Origin of the sequence: Avibacterium paragallinarum, assembly GCF_900450705.1 — a bacterium.
Taxonomy (GTDB): Bacteria; Pseudomonadota; Gammaproteobacteria; order Enterobacterales; family Pasteurellaceae; genus Avibacterium; species Avibacterium paragallinarum.
In genome coordinates this window covers 619,473-643,188 of record NZ_UGHK01000001.1, presented here as the reverse complement: position 1 = coordinate 643,188, position 23,716 = coordinate 619,473, and the positions used below count along the sequence as shown (strand labels likewise).

Sequence of the window (23,716 nt, the reverse complement as noted above, 5' to 3'; positions counted from 1 at the left end):
ATAATGCAAGTGCGGTGAAAAAATAGCGCAAAAAACACACCGCACTTTACCAAAATAGAAAGGAAGAAAAAATGAGCCACGATAATGTTTACCAATTTATTGATCTCCCGCGTGTTGATCCTGCGAAAATTCCATTAAATGAAAGAAAAACAGAATTTATCGAGATTTATCAAATCTTTACCGAAGCCCAAGCCAGCTCGCAATCCGATCGCTGTCTTGAGTGTGGCAACCCTTATTGCCAACACAAATGCCCGCTACACAACAACATTCCCAACTGGCTACGCTTAGTTTATCAAGATCGCATTTTAGAAGCGGTTGAGCTTGCCCATTCCACCAACAGCCTGCCTGAAGTCTGCGGTCGCGTTTGCCCGCAAGATCGCCTATGTGAAGGATCTTGCACGCTCAACGCTGAATTTGGTGCAGTAACCATCGGCAATGTGGAAAAATACCTTACCGAAAAAGCCTTTGAAATGGGCTGGAAACCTGATCTTTCCAAAGTGATTAAAACAGGAAAACGTGTCGTGGTGGTGGGATCAGGGCCTGCGGGATTAGGCTGTGCCGACTTGCTCATTCGCAATGGCGTTGATGTTACCGTTTACGAACGCCAACAAGAAATCGGCGGCTTGCTCACTTTCGGCATTCCCGCGTTCAAATTAGAAAAAGAGGTAATGGTTCGCCGCCGTACGATTTTTAGCGAAATGGGAATCGAATTCAAACTTGGGGTAGAAATCGGTAAAGATGTAGCACTTGATGATCTCGTGCGAGATTATGACGCGGTTTTCCTTGGCGTAGGCACATACCAAGGCATTAAAGCCAATATCCCGAATGAAGATGCTCAAGGGGTGTATTCTGCATTGCCTTATCTTATCGCCAACACTCAGCATCTAATGGGCTTAGAAGCCCCTGATTATGTTTCAATGGAAGGCAAACGGGTGGTGGTACTTGGTGGGGGCGATACCGCAATGGACTGCGTGCGAACAGCGGTGCGTCAAAATGCCAATGCAGTAACTTGCGTTTATCGCCGTGATGCGGCAAATATGCCGGGTAGCCGTAAAGAATATACCAATGCAAAAGAAGAAGGTGCGGCATTCCAATTTAACGCTCAACCTGTTGAAATTGAAGCCGAACCGCTCGCCGTGCAAACCGATCAGCGTGGTTATGTAACAGGGCTGAAAATTGTAAAAACTCAGCTCGGTGCTGCTGATGCCAATGGTCGCCGCCAAGCCGAAATTATTCCAAACAGCGAAGAAATTATCCCTTGTGATGCGGTAATCATCGCTTTCGGTTTCGCCCCACATTCAATGCCTTGGCTTGAAAACATCGGCGTAACCACCGATAAACGTGGACGCATTGAAGCCAGTGGCGAATTAGCCCAACAAACCGCAAATCCAAAAGTCTTTGCGGGCGGCGACATTACACGAGGCTCAGATCTCGTTGTTACCGCCATTGCTGAAGGACGTGATGCGGCAAGGAGTATTCTGGAATATCTTGAGCTATAGTAAGTATAAACTGCTACTTTGTTATTCTAAATCTAAAGGGGAGACTATCTCCCCTTTATTTCATAGTGAAAGAAAAAAGCTATTACAATGATGATTTTTCTCGGATCATCGCCAATAACGCATCACAACACTGATCCAATAATTCATAAGTTTGCTCGAAATTTTTGGTGTACCAAGGATCGGGGATATGATCGATACCAAGGTTTGGGCAAAGTTGGGTGATTTGGAACAATTTTTCGGGGTGATGACCAAATAATTTTTCCAGATCTACAAGGTTTTGATCGTCCATTGCGATGAGGTAATCAAAATCCTGCCAATCTTTTGACCGCACTTTTCGGCTAGTAAAGCCTTTATTATCAATATGATGCAATTCAAGGGTTTCTGCTGTACCGCAATGCATATCCTCGCCATCGTGCCAGCCTGATGTCCCCGCACTGTCGCAGAGGATTTTATCGGCTAGCCCTGCTTGTTTCACTTTTTCACGAAAAAGATATTCTGCCATTGGGGAACGGCAGATGTTCCCCAAGCAGACAAAAAGCACCTTCACTGTCATTAGCACGTTCCCCATAAATCATATTCATCGGCTTGCGTAATGGTAACGTTAATCACCTGTCCCACACTCACCGCTTGGTTTGACAGGTTATCCACATAAACCACGCCATCAATTTCTGGTGCGTCTGCCATTGAGCGTCCGATAATGCCCTCTTCGTCAATTTCGTCCACAATCACTGGCAGCGTTTTGCCGATTTTTTGTTGTAAACGCTGTGCGGAAATGGCTTGTTGCACTTGCATAAAGCGGTGGAAGCGTTCTTCTTTTACCTCTTCTGGCACTTGATCTGGCATATCTGTGGCAACCGCACCTTCTACCGGGCTAAATTTAAAACAGCCAACACGATCTAATTGTGCTTCTTGCAAAAAATCTAAAAGCTGTTGGAAATCTTCTTCCGTTTCCCCCGGAAAACCTACGATAAAAGTCGAACGCAAGGTTAATTCAGGGCAAATTTCACGCCATTTTTTAATTCGTTCAAGGGTGCGATCGATTGAACCAGGGCGTTTCATCGCTTTGAGAATTTTCGGGCTAGCGTGCTGTAATGGAATATCTAAATAAGGCAAGATTTTGCCCTCCGCCATTAGTGGAATTAAATTATCCACGTGCGGATAAGGATAGACATAATGCAAACGTACCCAAATGCCTAAGGTGGCCAACTGTTCGCACAAGCTGATGAGCGTGTTTTTAATCGGCTTACCGTTCCAGAAAACCGTTTTATTTTGATTTTCTTTGCTTTGATCTAAAGAATAAGCTGAGGTATCTTGCGACACGATAAGCAACTCTTTCACGCCCGCATCGGCAAGGCGTTTGGCTTCATCTAACACTTGCGTAATCGGACGGCTATCTAAATCGCCACGCATTGACGGGATAATGCAGAACGTACAACGATGATCGCAACCTTCAGAAATTTTCAAATAGGCATAATGCTTCGGCGTAAGTTTTACGCCTTGAGCTGGTACAAGGCTAACATAAGGATTATGGGCAGGCTTCGGCACATATTTATGCACTTGCTCCATTACCGCTTCATAGCTGTGTGGACCTGTTACCTCCAACACTTTTGGGTGGACTTCACGAATGCGATCTTCTTTCGCCCCCAAACAGCCCGTAACGATCACCTTGCCGTTTTCTTCCAATGCCTCGCCAATGGCTTCTAAGGATTCTTGCACCGCACTGTCGATAAACCCACAGGTATTAACGATCACTAAATCGGCATTTTCATAACTCGGAATAATGTTATATCCGTCAGAACGCAACTCCGTTAAAATACGCTCTGAATCCACTAAATTCTTAGGACAACCTAAGCTAATAAAACCAATATTTGGTGCTGAACTCATACAATAATCTCAATAATCACTCAAAACGCTGCATTGTACAAAATTCATCTGCAAAAGGCGATAAGAGGGGATAAATTTACTAACAAAGCACTGTACTTTATTGCTAACTATTTATCCATAAACACAACAATCTTACCCATTTGATTTTAGTCTAATCTGAGGCGACTTTCTTTGCAGCATAATGTACGCTGCATTCGACTATGCTCATTGCCTTGTCTTATTTTTAGCCCACACGGGAAAAATATAAAAAAATAAAAGTGCGGTGTAAATTCTATGAATTTTTTGCACCGCATTTTTCATTTCTTGTGCTACCTACCTCGCCAATCCCTGAAATTCTTCTTTGCTGATGACGGTGTCGTAGCCGCCCATATAGTCGCCTTGGTGTTTGCGGATTCCCGTGTATTCGAGGCTGGCGTCTTCGTAGCGTTTGAAGCTGAAAACAGCTTCATTCATTTGCGATTGGTTGAAGACGTTAAGGTTCACCAGCAGTTGGAAATCTTTTTGCGTTAAGCCCGTTACGGTGAAGAACAGGTCGGGTTCTAGCACTTCGATCACTTCTCGCAAGCTGTGTTCGCGGAAGTCGGTGAGGTACATAAACACGGGAACGCGGATGGCAAATTTGATCAGTTTTTCCTGAATTTGTTTGCGTAAAGATTTGCGTTCTTTTTCTGCAGTGTCCACCTCTTTTTTCTCCGTAGGGGTGAGATCTCGTCCCTCTTTTTCTGCTTCAGTTTTGGTTTTCTTCACCGCTTCGGTGCGGTTAATGATGGTTTGAATATCCTGATTTAGCGAGCGGAAGCCCTCAATTTTTGCCAATGCGTCCATCGCTTCAGGGCTGTTTCGCAGGCGGTCGAGGGTGAGGTTGTCCACGTTCACCAGCATTGCACTTTCCCAACGGCGGGCAAGCAAGGTGGCAGTAATACCGCTTAGGGTGTAATCCAAAATATCGCCTGCATCAAAGCGTTTCATTGAACCGCCGTCATAAGAAATCACGGGCAGGAAGTGGATAAACTCCGCCACTTGTTTTTCAGGGTTGTCCTCTTTCGGGTTGAGCTTGGTGCTGTAATCACTCACTTGGGTTAAGGCTCGATTTAGTGCAAAATCAAACACATAGCAATAATCTTTAATCACAGTTTCTTGCTGATTATCATCACGCATTACCCAAGGGGTTTGCACACGAAAGGCAGCTTGGAAATAGGTTTCGGGGCTTTTCAGATTACACAGCATAAAAATGCCCGACCATTCGGGAATAGAAATCCCCGTCAGCAATTTTCCGCAACTGAGGGTAATGCTCTTATTTTGTAGTGGATTATCGCCAATGGCTTTTCGCACTGGGGGCAAGGCTCTTTCGCCAATGCCCGTTTGCGAACCCGCTGCCACCACCACGTTATAATCGTGATAAAACTGATTTTGTGGCATTGCTAACAAATTTCGCATTGCAAAACAACTGGTAACCGTTGGCAAAAACCAGACGGTATGCAATAAATTCGCCAGCAAATTCACATCGCTATACGGCATTGGCGGCGGGTCTAAACGCAAATTAAGCTGATGTTCACCGCCATAACGCAACCAGTTAAGCCATTTTTGCACCGCGTCTTGATGTTTGAATTGAGCGTGTTCGCCCTCGCCTATGGTGGCGAAAAATTCGTTTAAATCAAATTCGTTGTTCTCGCCTTTTTCTGCCACTACGCGTAAATCTTCCGCCATTTGATAGGTCATCATCACCATTTTTGGCAAGGCACGATAAGGGTTGTCGGGCTTGTTGCCCCATTGCATTTTGGCTTGCTGTTCATCGCTGTATGTCCAGCTAAACACCTGTTCTTCGATAAATTCGCCATTATTTAACGCACGAAATGGCGTGCCTGAGAGGTAAAGATAATGATGGGTGGTTAGCCCTAAGAAATCTTGATCGAACTCGATTTGATCGCTAAGTTCCGTACTCAGCTCGCCGTCATCAAATTGTTCTTTGGTTTTATTCCGCCACGCGCCATAGTGATATTCATCGAACACTACGCAATCCCAGTTGATGTCATAAATCCAGCGGTTGATCTGCCCCCAAAAAGTTAGACTATATTCTAATTTCATTCAAGGACTGAGTTCTGTATTCCACAGGGCTTAGTCCTTTGAGCTTCACTTGAATACGCTCATTGTTGTAGTAATGAATGTACTCGTGAATCACTTTTTCAAGCTGTTCAAAGGTTTCAAACCGCTTGCCAAAGTAACATTCCGTCTTCAATCGCCCGAAAAAGCTTTCCATCGCACCATTATCAAGGCAATTGCCTTTTCTCGACATACTTTGCGTAATACCGTGTTTTTTCAATATCTCCCGATAACCCATCATTTGATACTGCCACCCTTGGTCGGAATGCAGTATCGGTTTTTCCCCCGCTAATCGGTTCACCGCCTGGGTCAGCATTCTGGTTATCTGCTCAAAACTCGGACTTCTCGCCACATCATAAGCAATAATTTCGTTATTAAACAAGTCTTTAATCGGCGATAAATACACTTTGCCTTCCGCACATTTGAACTCGGTGATATCCGTTACCCACTTCTCATTCGGCATCGTTGCCGTAAAATCCCGTTGCAACAGATTATCGGCAATGTGTCCCACTTTGCCTTGGTAAGAACGATATTTTTTCTGCTTACTTTTTCCTTTTAACCCCAAACGTTGCATTATCGCTTGCCCCCTTTTGTGGTTGATAATCAAGTATTTCCTTAATTCCAAGGTAATTCGACGATAACCATAATTTTCGTCATTTTTGCGATAAATTTCCTCTATTTTCTGTGAAATCGCTACATTTTTATCCGACTTTGGCTTGAGATGATAAAAGAACGAACTGCGTGCCAATCCGATTAGCCTGAGTAACAATTCCAACGGGAAACGCGAGCGTAAGGCATTTACGATGACGGCTTTTTCTGCATTTTTTGTTGGTTGAGTTCCTGCAACTTTTTTAGCATTGCATTCTCCGCTTCTAATTCCAAAATTCGGTAACGCAAGCGTTCTTCTTCTGTTTTGGGCGTTGGTGGCATTTTAGGTGAGTTGAGTTTCATACTTGGACGACCTTTAGGTTTGAGTAATAACCCATCTATACCTTGTTTTTCAAAGCGTTGCAACCATTGACTAATTATCCCTGAACTGGGGATATCAAAGCGAAAGCAGGCGGCTTCAGCGGAGCACTGGCCTTTTTTGATAGCTTGAATAACCTTTAATTTAAACTCAACAGAATAACATCGTTTTTTACCTAACACAGCTAATCCATTGATTCCATTATGATTAAATTTCGCAATCCAACGTGCTAACGTGCTTTGGGGAAGCTGAAAATACTGGCGAGTAAGCGAACGGTTTTTTCCATTTTGATGATAAAAGTCGAGCACTTGTTGTTTGAAACGTTGAGTATATTTAGTCATAAAAAATCTGCACCTTAATCAGTTGGTTATTTAGTCCAACTTTTGGGGTGCAGATCAAATTTGTTTGGCATAATAAATATAAGCGAAAAGAAACATCACCCCAGATGTTAAGACAGTTGTATCAATCCAAGGAGTAGTAAAATGTTCCGCAACTAAATCTAAACCGAGCGTTACGCCCACTAGTCCCCCAGCAAATAAAATAAACCCTATGATGTCTAAAGGTAGCGATTGGCCTTTGATATTTGGCATTGCATATTTTGCCAATAACATCCCCGCTAATCCGATAGGAATATTAATCAGGAAAATCCAATGCCAAGTTAAATAAGTAACAATTAGCCCACCTAATACAGGGCCGAGAATTAGCCCGATAAGCCCTGCCATTGCCATAATATTCCACGCATTGAGTAACTGATTTTTTGGCACAGTGCGAATAATGGCTAGACGTGCTACAGGCATCATTAATGCTCCCCCGAAACCTTGTAAGATCCGCGAGAAAACAAGGACACTAAGAGAATATGAAAAAGCACAAGCGATTGAGCCGAGGACAAAAATAGCAATCGAAACTCGAAATACATTCAATGTGCCGTATTTATCGGCCAACCAACCACTTAAAGGAATAAATAAGGCGACGGTTAAGGCATAGCTAATAATGGCCAATTGCATATTCAGTGGCGATTCATTTAAGTTTTGTGAAATAGTGGGTAATGCTGTATTAAGTATCGTTGCATCAAGGGGTTGCATAAAAAAAGCCATCGCGGCAATCCAAGCTAACCCCGTATAAGTTTTTTGTTCTGTCATAAAATTTCGTTATTTTTGACCGCTCTTTAATAAAGCGTGATGTTGTTGATACCAGTGAAAAATAAACTGTGCAATCTGTTCTATATGGTTAATGTTCAACAGGGGAACGGGAGTTTGCAAAGAGTAATCTGTTGCAAGGGCGATGACGTTTCCGTCTAATTCAGGTAAGGGCTTTGTCATCTCCTGACGATGCAACAGAATTTTGGCGATAGGCTCATTTTTAAATCCTTCCACCAAAATGAGATCGACAAGTTGCGGATCAAACTGTTCCGCTAAATAGGCTAAATTCACAGGCGATGCGGTTTCCGTCATTAATGCCCAACGATGATCACAAGCCATCATCACTTGACTTGCCCCCGCCTCTTTCATTCGCCAGCTGTCTTTCCCTTCTTTATCCACTTGAGCATTATGATGGCTGTGCTTAATCACAGCTACCCGCAATCCTAAGTTTGCGAGTTGGGGCAATAGTTTTTCTAACAAGGTGGTTTTGCCACTGCCACTATATCCTGTAATTCCAAGCATTGGAGGCATATTTTGTCCTTACTATGATAAAAAGGAAAGTGGTATTATGATAACCTATTTTAAAAATACTGTGATCTTCGTAGCTAAAGAAAATTAGCTTTTTAGCACTCTGAGAAAAATGGGCTGGAAAGTCGCTTTTTTCTGCCATCTCGCTCCCACTTTTCTTACAACGCAAAAAGCAAGTGCGGTGCAAAAAAGCATAAAAATTCCTTGCTTTATTTCAGTTTGAAATAGCTTATCCGCGATTAAGGTAGAAATAACTAAGGTTAATAGAGGAAAAAAGTAAACCAATAGACTAGAGGCGATCAGCGAGCGTTCCATTATGCCAATTTCGATAATCTGCCCCGCTTTAACAGGGGTGAGGGTTTCCACTTCAAAAAAATGTTCAGTCCCTGTGCCGTTAAGTTCAGCCAGTGCTGCTGAACCACAAGTGGATTTTGCTACACAGCTCCCACAAGCACTTTGCGATTGGCATTTCACTTGAGCAATACCAGATTGATAAGCAATGACCACCGCACTTTCTTTCAGCATTTATTTCACCTTAATGTCTTGCACAATGCGTTTCGCTGTGGATATTGGCAGTTGCCCCACAAAGGTGAATTCATTCTCACCAAAGGTTTCGCTATAAAAGGTTTTTGTTCCATTCCACCAACCATTTTGAGCATCATTAGGTAAAATCGCCGTACTACGATAAAGGGTAAAAGAGAACAAGCCATCGCTATATAACAGTGCTTCGATCCGTTGCTCGTCGTTTGTTTCCACACTACGATCAATTAATTTAAATCCATTGGGTAGCCAGCTTGGTTGCCAATTGAACACCTCTTGGGTAGGTTGAAAGGTAGTTTTATCATTAATTAATGCTGGAAATCCCATATGATTTATCGCATTAAGTAAATCTTCAATGTGTTCCCCTTGGTATAAATTGACAACACGAAACTGTTCCAACAGATTATTTTCTCGATCTAACACATCACTACGCAGCAATAAGTGACTTTGTTCATCAATAAATACCACATATTGATAACGAAAATCATCTTTCGGCAAAATACGAATGGTCTGCACCAGTTTATCTGCAATGCGGTTGCGTCCGATATAAGTAAAATCATAATGTTTACTTAAGACATCCAGATTGCTCCACATAATCGCCGGCAGGCTGTCTACAATATGGGTTGCATTGATGGAAAATGGTGAATAATTGGGTTGGAAATAGCTCACCACATTATCACGCTGGACAATTTGCAATGGCATTCCATCTAAGGTTAGAAGCTGGGCATAGGTTTTTCCATCTTGATAAATATGGCTATAACGTAGCGATGCCATATTCGGTGTGGTTTGTACAAAAGCCATTTCATAATTAAGCTGAGTTCCCGCTCGTTGCATTTCATCAAGCAGTTGGCGAGGTTGAATATCGGCAGGATCAGTTGCCCATAGTGGTGTTGCTGTCAATAGCACTAAAGAAAGTGCGGTGATTTTTTGGAACGTTTTTAACATCGTAATTCACAAAAAAAGAGGAACAAACAAATTCACCACCAAAATGGTGGTGAATAACCTAACTTTCAATTCGCATTATTTTTGATTTTGTAAATTCAAACTATCGGCATAAATGCGTTTTTGTAATTCATAACTTTGTAACATTGAGTCAATACGTTTATTTTTTTGCTCAACTTGCTCTGGTGTAATGACTTCCTGAGTTGGCACATTATAGCTTACTTCTTGTACAGAATTAGTAAAGGGCAAAGTTTGCAACACAGGAGCATCTTGGTTATCTTTATTACTATTCGTCATAAAACTTTGCACGCCCATTACCGCCACTAAACACACCCCCGCTGCCACCGCGAATTGAGTCATAGGCATTAACCAAGCTTTGAATTTTTGCATAAATGGCGATTGTGCGGTTTCCTCTGGCATAGGCTGAGAAACCTCAGGTTTCGCCACGACAATGTCTTCTTGCTCAATGAGTGCTTCCATTTTGGCGGTAAAATCTGCCCCGAGTAAGACTTCACTTTCCTGACGCATTACGGCACGAATCGTATGAAAATTTGCCCAAGACTTTTGTAAATCAGGATCTTGGCAAAGTTTTTCTGTCATTGCCTCACTGATTTGTTCGCCATCAAGATAGGCAGAAAGTTGCTCTTTTTGCATCATAAACTCTAGGGTTATTCTCTTTTAGTAAATGTCGTTTTAGCCTTGAAGAAGGGGTTGAATTTTATTTTCGATAATTTCCCTTGCACGAAATATACGAGATCGCACCGTTCCAACAGGGCAATTCATAATCTCTGCAATTTCTTCATAACTTAAGCCTTCTAACTCACGCAATGTGATAGCGGTTTTTAAGTCTTCTTGCATTGAATGAATGGTATCAAAAATAATCTTCTTCAATTCGCTGGATAACATTTGATTTTCGGGAGTATCCACGTCCCGCAAATTTGTTCCCACATCATAGGATTCTGCCTCATCAGCCATAATATCTTCATTCGGCGGGCGACGACCTTGTGCGGTTAAATAATTCTTTGCCGTATTCACGGCGATACGATATAGCCAAGTGTAGAAAGCACTATCACCACGAAACGAATCAATTGAACGATACGCCTTAATAAATGATTCTTGTACAACATCGGGAATATCATTTTGCGACACATAACGGGTTAATAACCCTGCCACCTTATTTTGATAACGCGATACCAACAAATTGAATGCTTTCTTATCTCCCTGCTGTGCCCTTTCTACCAAAGCCTGATCTGTTAGCTGTTCAGCCATATAACCTCTTATATACCTCTAACAAGCCTTGATACACAAGACAGCAAGCTCGTGTTCTATTAGAGGAAAAAAAATCGTAAAAGTTCAAATTTTTTATCAAATTAGTTTGATAATTTTTCTTGTATATAGTCCACCATTTGCTGTAATTCAAGGTCAGGGGCTGGCGTTCGGTTAAAAAACCACGAAAAAAGTTGTAAATCTGTTGCGGCTAATAAACGCACAAAAGTGGCTTTTTGGGCATCATCTAAGTGATCAAAATGTTGCTGGAAAAATGGCATAATCACTTTATCTAACTCCAGCATTCCACGCCGACAATCCCATTCCAAACGAAATTTATGATATTCTGCCATAGCTATTCTCTATTTTTTATTGAATAAATTTTTTAACGAGTTCAAACAAAAAACCGGTCATATAACCGGTTATAAAAAGAACATTATTTTTCGACACAAATTTTTAAAATTTGATCATTGCCTTGTGCGATATATTCATCATCAGCGGATTTTGCTTTGCCTTTTTGTAAATCTAACATCGCATCGTAAATCCCTTGTGTAACACTTGGTGTTTCAATCTGTGACCAGCAATTTGTACTTAAGCGATTAAAATTATTCTGTAATTCTGCCGCAAACAAAACACCACTGTAATAGGCATAGACTTGGCTATCTACGCCATTGCTTTGATACAATTTGGCTTTTACCTCATCAAGTGGCACAAGAATGCGGTTGCGATACCAATCATTGACTCCACTAGAAAAAGAATTGACATCAAACCCCTCATTCACTCGCCCTGAATAGGTTTGTACCGTTGCCGCATAAGCTGCTGCATAGGACTTTTGATCAATTTTATCTTGATCCAAATTGATCACTTTTTTTTCATTATTCACAAAAGGAATATAGGAAGAGACGGAAGAACATCCTGCGATGGTTGTCGCCATCATTACTGTAAAAAGAACTCTAAACATAGAAACCCATTTTTAGTCATAAAAGTGGTTTTATTATACTGATTATAGATAGAAGAAAAAGCCTAAATTGTAGGATTTATTGTCTGTATGAAGTTTTATGATTTAGGGATTTAGGGCGAGTAACTAACATTTTCTATTTTTATAAGGCGAGAAATTATTCTATCAGCCGTAGGGGGATATCGCATACGCCTCTTAGCGTGAATTTTTGCATAGGCAATTTCTCTAAAAAAATTAGCGTTTATATTCAAAAGTGCGGTACAAAATAAGAACAAATTTCATTTACGAATGAAAGTTGGTATGATTGAGCAAAAACACGGGAGGTTATATGAAAAAAGAAGAAGTGGGGCATAATTTTTTGGCGCGTTTAGGGAAAACTCGTTTACGCCCTGGTGGTCGTAAGGCGACGGGGTGGTTAATCGCCAATGGGGATTTCAGCCAAGATAAAAAAGTGCTGGAGGTGGCGTGCAATATGGGGACGACTGCCATTGAACTGGCGAGTAAATTTGGTTGTCAGATTGAGGGTGTGGATCTTGATGAAGTTGCTTTAGAAAAAGCACGCAAGAATGTTGCGGAAAAGGGCTTGCAAGATAAAATTCATCTTCAGCGTGCCAATGCGATGAAATTGCCTTTTGAGGATAACAGCTTTGATATTGTGATTAACGAAGCGATGCTCACGATGTTGCCTCTCGAAGCCAAAATGAAAGCGGTGCGGGAATATTACCGTGTGTTGAAGCCCAATGGCTTTTTGCTCACCCACGATGTGATGCTCACCACAGAAAATAGCGAAGAAGTGATCCAACAGTTGCGTGAGGCGATTAATATCACCGTTACCCCGCTCAGCAAACAGGGTTGGAAGTCTGTTTTTTTAGAGGCGGGTTTTCGCAATGTGGAAACTTATTCGGGCGAAATGACCTTGCTTTCGCCAACGGGAATGATTTATGACGAGGGGTTACTTGGCACGGCGAAAATTATCACCAATGCCTTGAAGCCTGAAAATCGTCCGACATTCCAAAAAATGTTTAGGGTGTTTAACGATCCTGAGAAAAAACTCAACTTTATCGCGGTATGTAGCCAAAAATAGAGGCAAAATACGGCAAGGCAACAAGCCGAAGTGCGTATCGTTAATACGGCGAAAGAATGCAGTATTATTTGAAAATCAAAGAATAGGTGGTTCAGGCAAGGCGTTGAACTGCCTCAATACAATGAGTACGACAAGGCAAGCTAACGCCGTATCATATTGAAATCAAAGGATAGAAAAAGGGCGAGATATTCGCCCTTTTATTTTTGCTTTTTGTTATAGCGTTCTGCCAGTGCCATAATCACTTCTCGCACCACATTTTTTTGAGGTTCGGGCAGGGTTAAAAATTGATGGAATAAGGCTTTATCTTGGGCTTCAGCCAGTTTTTCCCAGTGGTAGGGCAAAAGTTGATCTTTATCTGTGCGGCGAAATTCTCCAGCTTCGAGGCTTTCCAATTTTTCCTTAGACACCAAATCCAGCAAATTCACATTCAACCAAAGCCAGTGTGCGTAATTTATCAAGACGAGGAATACTTTCACCCCGTAGCCATTTTCCTGCGGTGTGTGGTGTAATCGGCGTGCCGTAGTAACGCAAATTAAATTCACGTTCAAGCACATTGCCGCGAGGGGCGTAGCCATTGGCAATCAAGCTTTTTTTCAAACGTTCGGAAAAACGTTGTCTTTCTCGCTGATCTTGTTGCGTTTTTTCATCTTTCTTCATAGTTGCGAAAGCTATCACTTCCACATAAAAAACCGTAACTATGAATTGATAAAAATCACAAAACGATCAAAAATAGTTACAGAATAAATAAATTTAACAATTTGATCTTAAAGTTTTACTAAATGAAAAATGAACAACAAATAGTTTCAAAGAAACGTGTCGCAGATCACGGGGAAGTTTACACCAGAGAGCAAGAAGTGAATGCAATGCTTGATTTGGTGAAGTTACAAACCCAATCGTTAGCAGCCACTTTTCTTGAACCAGCGTGCGGAACGGGCAATTTTTTGATCGAAATTTTACGCCGTAAATTAGCCGTTGCCGCTGAAAATTACCAAACCAAAGGTAAACGCGGAAAGCATATCGCCCCGCCGAGCCAGCTTTCCTATGAACGAGATTTAATCCTCGCGGTGAGTAGCATTTACGGCATTGAATTGCTTAAAGATAACGTGCAAGCCTGCCGCCAACGCCTGTTTGACTTCGCCGCTCAAGAATATGCAAGGCTTTTCCCACACAGCCAAAAAACCGCGTGCTTAGAGGCGATTGAATGCCTATTGCATTTTAATATTGTCTGGGGCAACGCTTTAACAATGGAAGTGGAAGCCCCACGCCAGAGCATTCCTCTTGAGGGCTTGGTGAGCGAAGAAGACAAAGAGCGGTCAAAAAAAGCGATCATTTTTTACCAATGGAGCTTCATCACCGATCGCAAAATCAAACGCGTTCCCTTTATTTACTGGGGCTTAGTGGGCAGAGAATATCAGCCCAATGCCACCAGCACGCTGCCGCACCCTTACCGCACGGTTTTTCAATCTAGCCTTTGTGATTTTTTACAACTGAAACAGCACTATGCCTCTGAGTATGCCGCTGAATATCTGCCAAGTGAGAACTAAATGACGATTAAAAATTACAACCCCGATGTACTTTCTTGCATTGCCAATTTGTCGAGTGATGAAGTGTTCACCTCACCGCAATTAGCCAATAAAATGTTGGATTTAATCCCACCGCACTTTTTTTGCGACCCAACGAAAACCTTTCTTGACCCCTGCAGTAAATCGGGTGTGTTTTTACGCGAAATCGCCAAACGCCTGATTAAAGGCTTGGAAAGCCACTTCCCCGATTTGCAGACACGGTTAAACCACATTTTCACCCAGCAATTATTCGGCATCGGCATTACCACCCTCACCACTCAACTAAGCCGCCGCAGCCTGTATTGTAGCCGTGAAGCGAACGGTCAATATTCTGTCTGCACCGCCTTTGATGACGAAAACGGCAATATTTTCTACCGCACTTTAGCCCACCAATGGGAAAACGGGCGTTGCACCGAATGTGGTGCAAGCCAAGAAGTTTTTGATCGTGGTGATCAACTTGAAACCCACGCCTACCATTTTATCCATTCTTACAGCCCCTTTTTTGAACAGTATAAACATATGAAATTTGACGTAATTATCGGCAACCTGCCTTATCAGCTCAGCGATGGCGGCGCGCAAGCCAGTGCCAGACCCATTTATCAAAAATTTGTTGAGCAAGCCAAAGCCTTACAACCTGAATATTTAGTGATGATTATCCCCGCTCGTTGGTATGCGGGCGGCAAAGGGCTTGATGAATTTCGCTCCGCAATGTTGCAAGACCAACAAATTCGCCAGTTGCACGATTTCCCCAATTCGCAAGATTGCTTTACGGGCGTGGAAATTAAAGGCGGTGTATGCTATTTCCTTTGGCAAAAAGGCTCAATGGGGGAGGCGGAAATTTTCACTTATGAAAGCAATAATGTTATTTCACAAACTCGCCGTTATTTACAAGAAGAAAATATGGATATTTTTATCCGAAGTAATGAGGCTGTTGCGATTTATCATAAAGTGAAAGCCTTGGCTGAGCCGAGCTTTAGCCAATGGGTGAGTTCGCGTAAGCCTTTTGGCTTTGATACCAAGTTTAAAGGCTATGCCAAAACCAAAGATAATCAGGTGAAATATTATGCCAATAAAGCGATAAATTATGTGAGCCGCGGTGAGGTGAAAAATAATAAGGATTGGATCGATCGTTACAAATTATTTGTGCCGAAAGCCATTGGCTCAGGGGATAGCCGAGAAGATTTAGTCAAACCCATTTTAGACGAGCCAAATTCCTGTTGCTCAGAAACCTATCTCGTTTTTGGACCGTTCAATGATGAGCAAACGGCAAAAAATGTCATTTCTTACATTCAAACCAAATTCTTTCATTTTATGCTGACTTTAAAAAAGAATACGCAAGATGCGACCAAAAAAGTTTACGAATTTATCCCAATGCAAGACTTCACCCAATCTTGGAACGATGAAAAACTCTATGCCAAATATGGCTTAAACGCCGAAGAAATCGCTTTTATCGAAGCAATGGTTCGCCCAATGGAGAGAAACGATGTCGAATGATTTGTTATTACCGTTACAACAACCGAAAATTTACGCTTACAGCGATGTGCGTTTCCCTCAAATGCTTAAAGTGGGTTACACCACCCGCAAAGTCGCCGATCGCATTGCCGAGCAATACCCCGTTAAAACGCCTAATCAAAGCTATCAGCTTGAGCTTGAGGAATTGGCATTGCGTGATGACGGCTCTTATTTTACCGATCACGATGTGCATCAGGCGTTAGCCAAACTAGGCGTGCAACGGGCGGAGGGCGAATGGTTTCATTGTGATGTAAAACAGGTTCAAGCCGCCATTGTGGCAGTTCGCAACAGAAAACCGCCCAAAAAACACCGCACTTTAGATTTCAAAATGCGTCCCGAACAGCAAGAAGCGGTGCAACGCACAATGGCATATTTCACCGCTTTCGCCGCCGACCCAAGAAATGCCAACAAAGAGCCGAAATTTTTATGGAACGCCAAAATGCGTTTTGGTAAAACTTTCGCCACTTATCAACTGGTGAAACAAATGGCGTGGCGGCGGGTGTTGATCCTCACCTTTAAACCTGCGGTAAAAACCGCGTGGCAAGAGGATTTACAACGGCATACGGATTTCACCGAATGGCAATTTTTAGCCAAAGAAAATATGGACGAGTGGGAAGCGGTGAAACAACAAAGCGAAGCCTTGCACAAGCCGTTGATTTGTTTTCTTTCCTTGCAAGATCTGCACGGACGCACTGCCAAAGGCAAAGTGAAAGCCCGTAACTGATCTGCACCCCAAAAGTTGGACTAAATAACCAACTGATTAAGGTGCAGATTTTTTATGACTAAATATACTCAACGTTTCAAACAACAAGTGCTCGACTTTTATCATCAAAATGGAAAAAACCGTTCGCTTACTCGCCAGTATTTTCAGCTTCCCCAAAGCACGTTAGCACGTTGGATTGCGAAATTTAATCATAATGGAATCAATGGATTAGCTGTGTTAGGTAAAAAACGATGTTATTCTGTTGAGTTTAAATTAAAGGTTATTCAAGCTATCAAAAAAGGCCAGTGCTCCGCTGAAGCCGCCTGCTTTCGCTTTGATATCCCCAGTTCAGGGATAATTAGTCAATGGTTGCAACGCTTTGAAAAACAAGGTATAGATGGGTTATTACTCAAACCTAAAGGTCGTCCAAGTATGAAACTCAACTCACCTAAAATGCCACCAACGCCCAAAACAGAAGAAGAACGCTTGCGTTACCGAATTTTGGAATTAGAAGCGGAGAATGCAATGCTAAAAAAGTTGCAGGAACTCAACCAACAAAAAATGCAGAAAAAGCCGTCATCGTAAATGCCTTACGCTCGCGTTTCCCGTTGGAATTGTTACTCAGGCTAATCGGATTGGCACGCAGTTCGTTCTTTTATCATCTCAAGCCAAAGTCGGATAAAAATGTAGCGATTTCACAGAAAATAGAGGAAATTTATCGCAAAAATGACGAAAATTATGGTTATCGTCGAATTACCTTGGAATTAAGGAAATACTTGATTATCAACCACAAAAGGGGGCAAGCGATAATGCAACGTTTGGGGTTAAAAGGAAAAAGTAAGCAGAAAAAATATCGTTCTTACCAAGGCAAAGTGGGACACATTGCCGATAATCTGTTGCAACGGGATTTTACGGCAACGATGCCGAATGAGAAGTGGGTAACGGATATCACCGAGTTCAAATGTGCGGAAGGCAAAGTGTATTTATCGCCGATTAAAGACTTGTTTAATAACGAAATTATTGCTTATGATGTGGCGAGAAGTCCGAGTTTTGAGCAGATAACCAGAATGCTGACCCAGGCGGTGAACCGATTAGCGGGGGAAAAACCGATACTGCATTCCGACCAAGGGTGGCAGTATCAAATGATGGGTTATCGGGAGATATTGAAAAAACACGGTATTACGCAAAGTATGTCGAGAAAAGGCAATTGCCTTGATAATGGTGCGATGGAAAGCTTTTTCGGGCGATTGAAGACGGAATGTTACTTTGGCAAGCGGTTTGAAACCTTTGAACAGCTTGAAAAAGTGATTCACGAGTACATTCATTACTACAACAATGAGCGTATTCAAGTGAAGCTCAAAGGACTAAGCCCTGTGGAATACAGAACTCAGTCCTTGAATGAAATTAGAATATAGTCTAACTTTTTGGGGGCAGATCATTACTTCCCCTTTCGCTTTTTCAAATTAGAACCTTTCGTCTAGGGTTTATCGCCAATTTATTTATTCGATTATGTGGCTCTGGCGTACCATTTTTATTGCCTCTAATGTTACAAGTGGTTTTCCATTATAGCCCCGAAATGGCAGGCTGGCTGATGGTACCCATCGCCGTAAGTTCAATGGCGTTTAAGCCCCTTATTAAACCTATTTTATTTCGGTTTAGTTATAAAAAGACATTAATTGGAACAGGCGTTTTAATGACTTTGACTATCGCCACAATGAGCCTATTACAACAGCAAACACCTGTTTGGCAAATGGTACTGATCTTATTAGTGTATGGAGCCTGTATGTCGGTGAGTTTCACTGCCGTGAACACCTTAACGGTGGGGGATTTATCAGAAAGCAACGCCAGTGCGGGGTCTACAATGTTAAGCATTATTCAGCAAGTGGGTATTGGTATCGGTATTGCTGTTTCTTCCGTGATCTTAGGTGTTTATCGTAATTTATTAAGCGATAATAGCGAACAACTACAAAATGCGTTTAGTTATACTTTTCTTACTTCTAGCTTGTTTGGCATTGTTTTAGTTCTGATTCTAAGAGGGCTTAAAAAGCAAGACGGAAATAATCTACAGATAGAAAAACCAAAGGAGGCAGAATGAACTTACAAAACATTCGCCAAGAATACAGTCAAAAAAGTTTATCAAAATCCCTTTGCCCCGCTGAGCCAATGGCATTTTTCGACCAATGGCTGAATGAAGCGATGAATGCTAAAGTCAATGAGCCAACTGCGATGAACCTCGCCACTGTGGACGAAAACGGCAAGCCCAATAGCCGAATGGTGCTTTTAAAACAAACCACACCGCAGGGGTTTATTTTTTTCACCAATTATCTCAGTCGCAAAGGGCAGGCACTTAGTCAGCATCCTTTTGCTGCTCTCACTTTTTTCTGGGCAGAATTAGAACGCCAAGTACGTATCGAAGGGCGTGTTGAACGCCTACCCGAAGCCCTCTCTGATGAATACTTCGCTAGCCGTCCCTACACAAGCCGAATTGGTGCTTGGGCAAGTGAACAAAGTGCGGTGCTTTCCAGTAAAGAATTTTTGCTCGCCAAAGCGGCAATGTTTGCCGCCAAGCACCCAATTAACGTGCCTCGACCAGCCCATTGGGGTGGCTATATTGTGTTGCCAGATATGATCGAGTTCTGGCAAGGTCGCCCAAGTCGCCTACATGATCGTATTCGTTATTTACGCATCAGTGAACAAGAATGGCAGAAAGATCGGTTATCTCCCTAAAAACAGCATAAAAAAACACCGCACTTCTAAGCCAAATGCCTATAAAAGTGCGGTATTTTTTCGGACCAGTTTTTACCATTGAAAAATTAATTATATTTCAACCCAATCACCCCTCTATAGCCGTGATGACCTGCTCGATGACCAAATTGTTGCTCATAACGTACATCCGTGTACAAATACAGCTTACGAGATAAAGGCAATTGCAACCCTACTCCTGCTTCCCACCATAGATTCCCATAACCTTGTTCAAATTTCACATCATTAATCCGAACTCCCGTGCGATTGTAAAAATCTTTCCAAATATTCGCAACCGCATAAAGGGAACGTGCTTGCCATTCATCATCTAACGCTCTATTACGCACAACCCGAACGCCTACACGGCCTCGCAACGCATTGCTATTTGACATCTCTATCTTATCGTTCGGATTCTTCGAGGCAATAAATTGATAAATCAATTGGGCTTGAGGCTCTATAAACCACCCTATTTTTTCTTCTGACGAACTCACTGCGAAAGGCTTACCCGCTTCTACTGAGAACAATACCCCAAAACGACTATATCTTACTTTTTCTCCCTCTAAACGTGCTTGGTACTGATTTCTAAAATAAGACATCAATCCCACTAAATCCACATAACCGCCATCTTTTGCATAACGGGTATGCTCCGCTCCTAGATGGAAATGATGGGTGCGAAGTTTTCCTTGATAGAGGGGTTGATTATTCTCATCTTCACCATAGAATTTCGCTTTACCTACTCGATAACCCGCAAATATCCCCGTTAATCTATGCCCCGCTTCTTTCTTCTCTATGCGGTCATAACCTAATTGAAATCCATAATCTCGCAACTTAAATGACGCATTTTCATCTCCTTTTTGCGTCAAATAATCCCCTAACACTCTGCCCCAAGGCTGACCTTCTGTTTCCTTCAATTCCCAGTTCTCTCCCCGTCTTTCGTGTAAGGTGCGTACGCTCGCAAATCCCTGTTCTAAATTCACTCTTGGTGCCAGTGCCAGCCAAGACATTGTTGGTTGTTGCGGTTGGCTTGGTTGGGTCGGTTTTTTCGGTTCTTTATAGTTTTTTAACGCATTGTTAATGTAGTCCTCAATAGCATCGTAATCCACTTCATCATAACGACTGCCACCATCAGGATATATATGCATATCACGATCATCCAAATAATACTCAATGATACTTTCCTTACTACACTCTTTATAAATGTCATAAAAATCTGCTGGATCACCCTTTTGGCACATACTTATCAAATCTTTTAGCTCCTCGTTAAACTCTGTCCAACTTAAATACCTCTCGCTCCCGCTCTCCTCCGGCTTCGCAATAACAACGTTTGGCATTACTAAACTAACAAGCCCTAAAACAGCAAGCCAAGTTTTTAAATTTGTTTTCATTTCCCCCTCCAAAAATAAAAATAACCAATGGTATGAATACCTTATTATAAGTGATTTCGGGGGGGGGGGGGGTAAAGCATACTTTATGAATTTGTGAGCAAAATCACAGATTTTAACTACAAAATTCGGAAAGATTGTTACAGTTTTGTTAATTCCCTTTTTATTACGAACATTCGTCATAAAAATAGATAACAAAATGACCGCACTTTATTTTTCCTTATTTACTATACCTGCCTATTCCACCGTTACCGCTTTTGCAAGGTTTCGTGGTTGATCCACGTCTGTTCCTTTGATTAAGGCGATATGGTAAGAGAGGAGTTGTAACGGCACAGTGTAGAAAATTGGTGCGGTTACTTCGTCCACTTTCGGTAACACGATGGTTTTAAAGCCTTCATCATCGCTGAAGCCTGCATCGTGATCAGCAAAGATATAAAGTTGTCCCCCTCTGGCACGCACTTCTTCAATGTTTGATTTCACTTTTTCGAGCAAATCATTTTCTGGTGCAACCACAATCACCGGCATATCGCTATCAATTAAAGCCAGTGGGCCGTGTTTTAATTCCCCTGCAGCATAGGCTTCTGCGTGAATGTAGGAAATTTCTTTCAATTTCAATGCAGATTCCATTGCGATTGGGTAAAACTCGCCACGTCCTAAGAATAAAGTGTGGTGTTTATCAGCAAAATCTTCCGATAATTTTTCAATTTGTTTATCATAAACTAACGCACTTTCAATTTGTGCTGGCAAACGTTGTAAAGCCTGTACAATGTGATGTTCTTGTTCTTCGCTCAGCGTGCCTTTTAAGCGTCCGATTGCCGCATTTAATAATAATAAGCAGGTTAATTGGGTGGTGAAGGCTTTGGTTGATGCCACGCCAATTTCCACGCCTGCACGGGTCATAAAGGCGAAATCTGATTCGCGTACTAAAGAAGAACTTGCCACGTTACAGATTGTCATTGCAGTCATATAACCTGATTCTTTGGCTAAGCGTAATGCCGCTAAAGTATCCGCCGTTTCCCCTGATTGAGAAAGGGTGATCAGCAGGCTGTTTGGGCGAGTAACGAATTTGCGATAGCGAAATTCTGACGCAATTTCCACATCACAGCTTACGCCTGCGATCGATTCAAACCAATAGCGTGCCACCATTCCCGCGTTGTATGACGTTCCGCACGCCACAATTTGAATATGCTCCACTTTTTGCAAGATTTCTGCTGCATTAGGACCAACGGCATCAATGTTTACCTTACCATTAACGATACGGCCATCTAAGGTGTTCATAATCGCAACAGGCTGTTCAAAAATTTCTTTTTGCATATAGTGGCGATATTGACCTTTGTCTGCGGCGTCCGCTTCAAAATGCCCTTCGTGCATTTCACGCTCAACGGCATTGCCTTGCGCATCAAAAATTTGTACATCACGGCGAGAAATTTCTGCCACATCGCCTTCTTCTAAATAAATGAAACGACGTGTTACGCTTAATAACGCTAAAGGATCGGAAGCTAGGAAGTTTTCCCCCACACCTAAGCCGATAACCAGTGGGCTGCCAGAACGTGCTACGATTAAATGCTCAGGTTCATCTTGGTGCATTACCACTGTGCCATACGCCCCACGCAATTGGGCCACGGTTTTTTGCACTGCTTCTAATAATGAGCTAGCGGTGCGGTATTCCCATTCCACTAAATGTGCGATCACTTCGGTGTCAGTTTGGGAAAGAAATTCGTAGCCACGTTTTTGTAATTCTTCACGCAATTCTTCATAATTTTCGATAATCCCGTTATGCACAACGGCAATTTTACCTGAGCGATGCGGGTGAGCATTGGCTTCTGATGGCTCGCCGTGGGTTGCCCAACGGGTGTGAGCGATGCCTGTTCCCCCTAAAATTGGATGAGCTTCAAGGGCTTCATCTAAGGCTTTCACTTTGCCTACACGGCGTACGATTTGCATATGATGATTTGCATCTAGCACCGCGATACCCGCTGAATCATAACCACGGTATTCCAAACGATGTAAGCCATCGACTAAAATTTCCGCCACATCACGTTGTGCTACTGCACCCACAATTCCACACATAACATTTCCTTTGTTGTAAGTTTGTAAAAAATAGTCAAAATTTACACCGCACTTACGCAGATCACTTCTACGCCTTGCGATTCAATTTGTTGTTTAATTTCCGCTGGCAACGCATTATCGGTAACTAACACGTCAATTTGCTGCCAAGTTAATTCGATATTCGGCATTTTTCGCCCAATTTTTTGTGATTCCACCATCACAATCACTTCACGGGAAACTTCCGCCATTACACGGCTTAAATCCACTAATTCATTAAAGGTGGTCGTGCCACGCTCTAAATCAATGCCATCTGCCCCAATGAAAAGCTGATCGAAATTATATGAACGCAACACTTGTGCCGCCACTTGCCCTTGGAAAGATTCAGAACGGGTGTCCCAAGTCCCCCCTGTCATCAATAGCGTTGGCTCATTTTCTAATGCACGCAATTGGGTCGCTACCGACAAAGAATTCGTCATCACCACCAAACCCTGCTTTTTGTTGAGCTGATGAATGAGGGCTGCTGTTGTGCTGCCGCTGTCAATAATAATGCGGTTATGATCCGCAATGCGTTCAGCCGCATATTTGGCAATTGCTAACTTTCGATTCGAAAGCGGTTCATCTTGGCTTTCATCGAGCAACTCTTGCGGCATTAGGATTGCACCGCCATAACGACGTACTAATACCCCGTTTGCCTCAAGTGCGGTGAGATCTTTACGAATGGTTACCTCTGAGGTTTCAAATAACTGCACAAGCTGTTCCACACTCACTTCGCCTTGGCTTTGCAATAATTGCACGATGCGATGACGGCGTTGTTGCGTATTTCTGGGTTGAATATTTCGTTTCATAATCTTTAATCAGA

The 23,716-nt window shown here is 42.4% G+C and carries 23 protein-coding genes and 2 pseudogenes; 8 read left to right on the top strand and 17 right to left on the bottom strand.

All coding sequences use genetic code 11. The annotated features are described in order from the left end of the window. The first annotated feature begins 71 nt into the window (after nt 1–71). Nucleotides 72–1,499, top strand: coding sequence for an FAD-dependent oxidoreductase (locus DXZ23_RS03465; RefSeq protein ID WP_021723568.1), 1,428 nt, complete (start codon nt 72–74; stop codon nt 1,497–1,499). Between the two features lie 82 nt (nt 1,500–1,581). On the opposite strand, the gene DXZ23_RS03460 is transcribed toward DXZ23_RS03465, so the two are convergent. From DXZ23_RS03460 to DXZ23_RS03405, 12 genes and pseudogenes are all read right to left on the bottom strand, one after another. Further along, the gene (locus DXZ23_RS03460; protein WP_017805470.1) at nt 1,582–2,052 is read right to left on the bottom strand and encodes a low molecular weight protein-tyrosine-phosphatase; all 471 of its coding nucleotides are present in this window, start codon (nt 2,050–2,052) and stop codon (nt 1,582–1,584) included. Further along, nucleotides 2,052–3,383 (bottom strand): 30S ribosomal protein S12 methylthiotransferase RimO, encoded by a 1,332-nt coding sequence (gene rimO / locus DXZ23_RS03455; protein WP_017805471.1) that lies wholly within the window; start codon nt 3,381–3,383, stop codon nt 2,052–2,054. Before rimO ends, DXZ23_RS03460 begins: the two co-directional genes overlap by 1 nt. 312 nt (nt 3,384–3,695) lie before the next feature. Beyond that, nucleotides 3,696–5,468, bottom strand: coding sequence for a DEAD/DEAH box helicase (locus DXZ23_RS03450; protein ID WP_017805473.1), 1,773 nt, complete (start codon nt 5,466–5,468; stop codon nt 3,696–3,698). After that, a protein-coding gene (locus DXZ23_RS03445; RefSeq protein ID WP_114995397.1) for an IS3 family transposase occupies nt 5,452–6,791 on the bottom strand; the annotation gives its coding sequence in 2 pieces (ribosomal slippage) (nt 5,452–6,341 and nt 6,341–6,791; 1,341 coding nt in all). Before DXZ23_RS03445 ends, DXZ23_RS03450 begins: the two co-directional genes overlap by 17 nt. Before the next feature lie 60 nt (nt 6,792–6,851). Further along, a pseudogene (locus DXZ23_RS03440) lies at nt 6,852–7,589 on the bottom strand (MFS transporter); the annotation flags it as partial. Nucleotides 7,590–7,598: 9 nt separating this feature from the next. Beyond that, nucleotides 7,599–8,120, bottom strand: a complete 522-nt coding sequence (mobB, locus tag DXZ23_RS03435; protein ID WP_017805477.1) for a molybdopterin-guanine dinucleotide biosynthesis protein MobB — start codon at nt 8,118–8,120, stop codon at nt 7,599–7,601. Nucleotides 8,121–8,204: 84 nt separating this feature from the next. Beyond that, nucleotides 8,205–8,642 carry a SoxR reducing system RseC family protein gene (locus tag DXZ23_RS03430; protein ID WP_017805478.1) on the bottom strand — a complete coding sequence of 146 codons (438 nt, stop codon included), beginning with the start codon at nt 8,640–8,642 and terminating at the stop codon, nt 8,205–8,207. Further along, nucleotides 8,643–9,602, bottom strand: a complete 960-nt coding sequence (gene rseB, locus DXZ23_RS03425) for a sigma-E factor regulatory protein RseB (protein WP_017805479.1) — start codon at nt 9,600–9,602, stop codon at nt 8,643–8,645. A gap of 75 nt (nt 9,603–9,677) precedes the next feature. Next, nucleotides 9,678–10,253 carry a sigma-E factor negative regulatory protein gene (locus DXZ23_RS03420; protein ID WP_035695554.1) on the bottom strand — a complete coding sequence of 192 codons (576 nt, stop codon included), beginning with the start codon at nt 10,251–10,253 and terminating at the stop codon, nt 9,678–9,680. A 39-nt stretch (nt 10,254–10,292) separates the two neighbouring features. Beyond that, nucleotides 10,293–10,868 (bottom strand): RNA polymerase sigma factor RpoE, encoded by a 576-nt coding sequence (gene rpoE, locus DXZ23_RS03415; RefSeq protein ID WP_017805481.1) that lies wholly within the window; start codon nt 10,866–10,868, stop codon nt 10,293–10,295. Between the two features lie 101 nt (nt 10,869–10,969). Continuing rightward, the gene (locus tag DXZ23_RS03410; RefSeq protein WP_017805482.1) at nt 10,970–11,218 is read right to left on the bottom strand and encodes an FAD assembly factor SdhE; all 249 of its coding nucleotides are present in this window, start codon (nt 11,216–11,218) and stop codon (nt 10,970–10,972) included. Nucleotides 11,219–11,301: 83 nt separating this feature from the next. Beyond that, on the bottom strand, nt 11,302–11,826 hold the full coding sequence (locus tag DXZ23_RS03405; protein ID WP_026138463.1) for an HI_0449 family lipoprotein: 525 nt from the start codon (nt 11,824–11,826) through the stop codon (nt 11,302–11,304). A 325-nt stretch (nt 11,827–12,151) separates the two neighbouring features. On the opposite strand from DXZ23_RS03405, the gene DXZ23_RS03400 reads away from it, so the two are divergent. Beyond that, nucleotides 12,152–12,907, top strand: a complete 756-nt coding sequence (locus tag DXZ23_RS03400; protein WP_017805484.1) for a class I SAM-dependent methyltransferase — start codon at nt 12,152–12,154, stop codon at nt 12,905–12,907. A gap of 197 nt (nt 12,908–13,104) precedes the next feature. On the opposite strand, the gene DXZ23_RS03395 is transcribed toward DXZ23_RS03400, so the two are convergent. After that, a complete protein-coding gene (locus DXZ23_RS03395; RefSeq protein ID WP_017805485.1) occupies nt 13,105–13,299 on the bottom strand; it encodes a hypothetical protein in 195 nt (64 codons plus the stop codon). A 7-nt stretch (nt 13,300–13,306) separates the two neighbouring features. Beyond that, nucleotides 13,307–13,564, bottom strand: coding sequence for a hypothetical protein (locus DXZ23_RS03390; protein ID WP_021723576.1), 258 nt, complete (start codon nt 13,562–13,564; stop codon nt 13,307–13,309). 122 nt (nt 13,565–13,686) lie between these two features. Here DXZ23_RS03390 and DXZ23_RS03385 point away from each other — a divergent pair, with 122 nt between their 5' ends. From DXZ23_RS03385 to pdxH, 6 genes and pseudogenes are all read left to right on the top strand, one after another. Then, nucleotides 13,687–14,451, top strand: a complete 765-nt coding sequence (locus DXZ23_RS03385) for a DNA methyltransferase family protein (RefSeq protein ID WP_017805487.1) — start codon at nt 13,687–13,689, stop codon at nt 14,449–14,451. Continuing rightward, nucleotides 14,452–15,963: an Eco57I restriction-modification methylase domain-containing protein gene (locus DXZ23_RS03380; RefSeq protein ID WP_021723577.1), complete on the top strand. Its 1,512-nt coding sequence runs from the start codon at nt 14,452–14,454 to the stop codon at nt 15,961–15,963. Next, nucleotides 15,953–16,705, top strand: coding sequence for a GIY-YIG nuclease family protein (locus DXZ23_RS03375; protein ID WP_017805489.1), 753 nt, complete (start codon nt 15,953–15,955; stop codon nt 16,703–16,705). The genes DXZ23_RS03380 and DXZ23_RS03375 overlap by 11 nt, the downstream gene beginning before the upstream one ends. A gap of 54 nt (nt 16,706–16,759) precedes the next feature. Beyond that, nucleotides 16,760–18,099 (top strand): IS3 family transposase gene (locus DXZ23_RS03370; protein WP_114995397.1). Its coding sequence is split into 2 segments (ribosomal slippage): nt 16,760–17,210 and nt 17,210–18,099, totalling 1,341 coding nucleotides; the frame shifts between segments, so codons are not numbered across the junction. A gap of 23 nt (nt 18,100–18,122) precedes the next feature. After that, a pseudogene (locus tag DXZ23_RS03365) lies at nt 18,123–18,779 on the top strand (MFS transporter); the annotation flags it as partial. Then, nucleotides 18,776–19,411, top strand: a complete 636-nt coding sequence (gene pdxH, locus DXZ23_RS03360; protein WP_017807543.1) for a pyridoxamine 5'-phosphate oxidase — start codon at nt 18,776–18,778, stop codon at nt 19,409–19,411. The pseudogene DXZ23_RS03365 and the gene pdxH, both read left to right, overlap by 4 nt. Before the next feature lie 86 nt (nt 19,412–19,497). Here pdxH and DXZ23_RS03355 read toward each other — a convergent pair whose 3' ends face one another. The 3 genes from DXZ23_RS03355 to DXZ23_RS03345 all read right to left on the bottom strand — a co-directional run bounded on the left by DXZ23_RS03355 (nt 19,498) and on the right by DXZ23_RS03345 (nt 23,702). Then, entirely contained in the window at nt 19,498–20,811 is a 1,314-nt protein-coding gene (locus DXZ23_RS03355; protein ID WP_021723580.1) for an autotransporter family protein, read from the bottom strand. 234 nt (nt 20,812–21,045) lie between these two features. Then, a complete protein-coding gene (glmS, locus tag DXZ23_RS03350) occupies nt 21,046–22,878 on the bottom strand; it encodes a glutamine--fructose-6-phosphate transaminase (isomerizing) (protein ID WP_035695551.1) in 1,833 nt (610 codons plus the stop codon). A 41-nt stretch (nt 22,879–22,919) separates the two neighbouring features. Further along, nucleotides 22,920–23,702: a DeoR/GlpR family DNA-binding transcription regulator gene (locus tag DXZ23_RS03345; RefSeq protein WP_017805491.1), complete on the bottom strand. Its 783-nt coding sequence runs from the start codon at nt 23,700–23,702 to the stop codon at nt 22,920–22,922. Nucleotides 23,703–23,716: the final 14 nt, after the last annotated feature.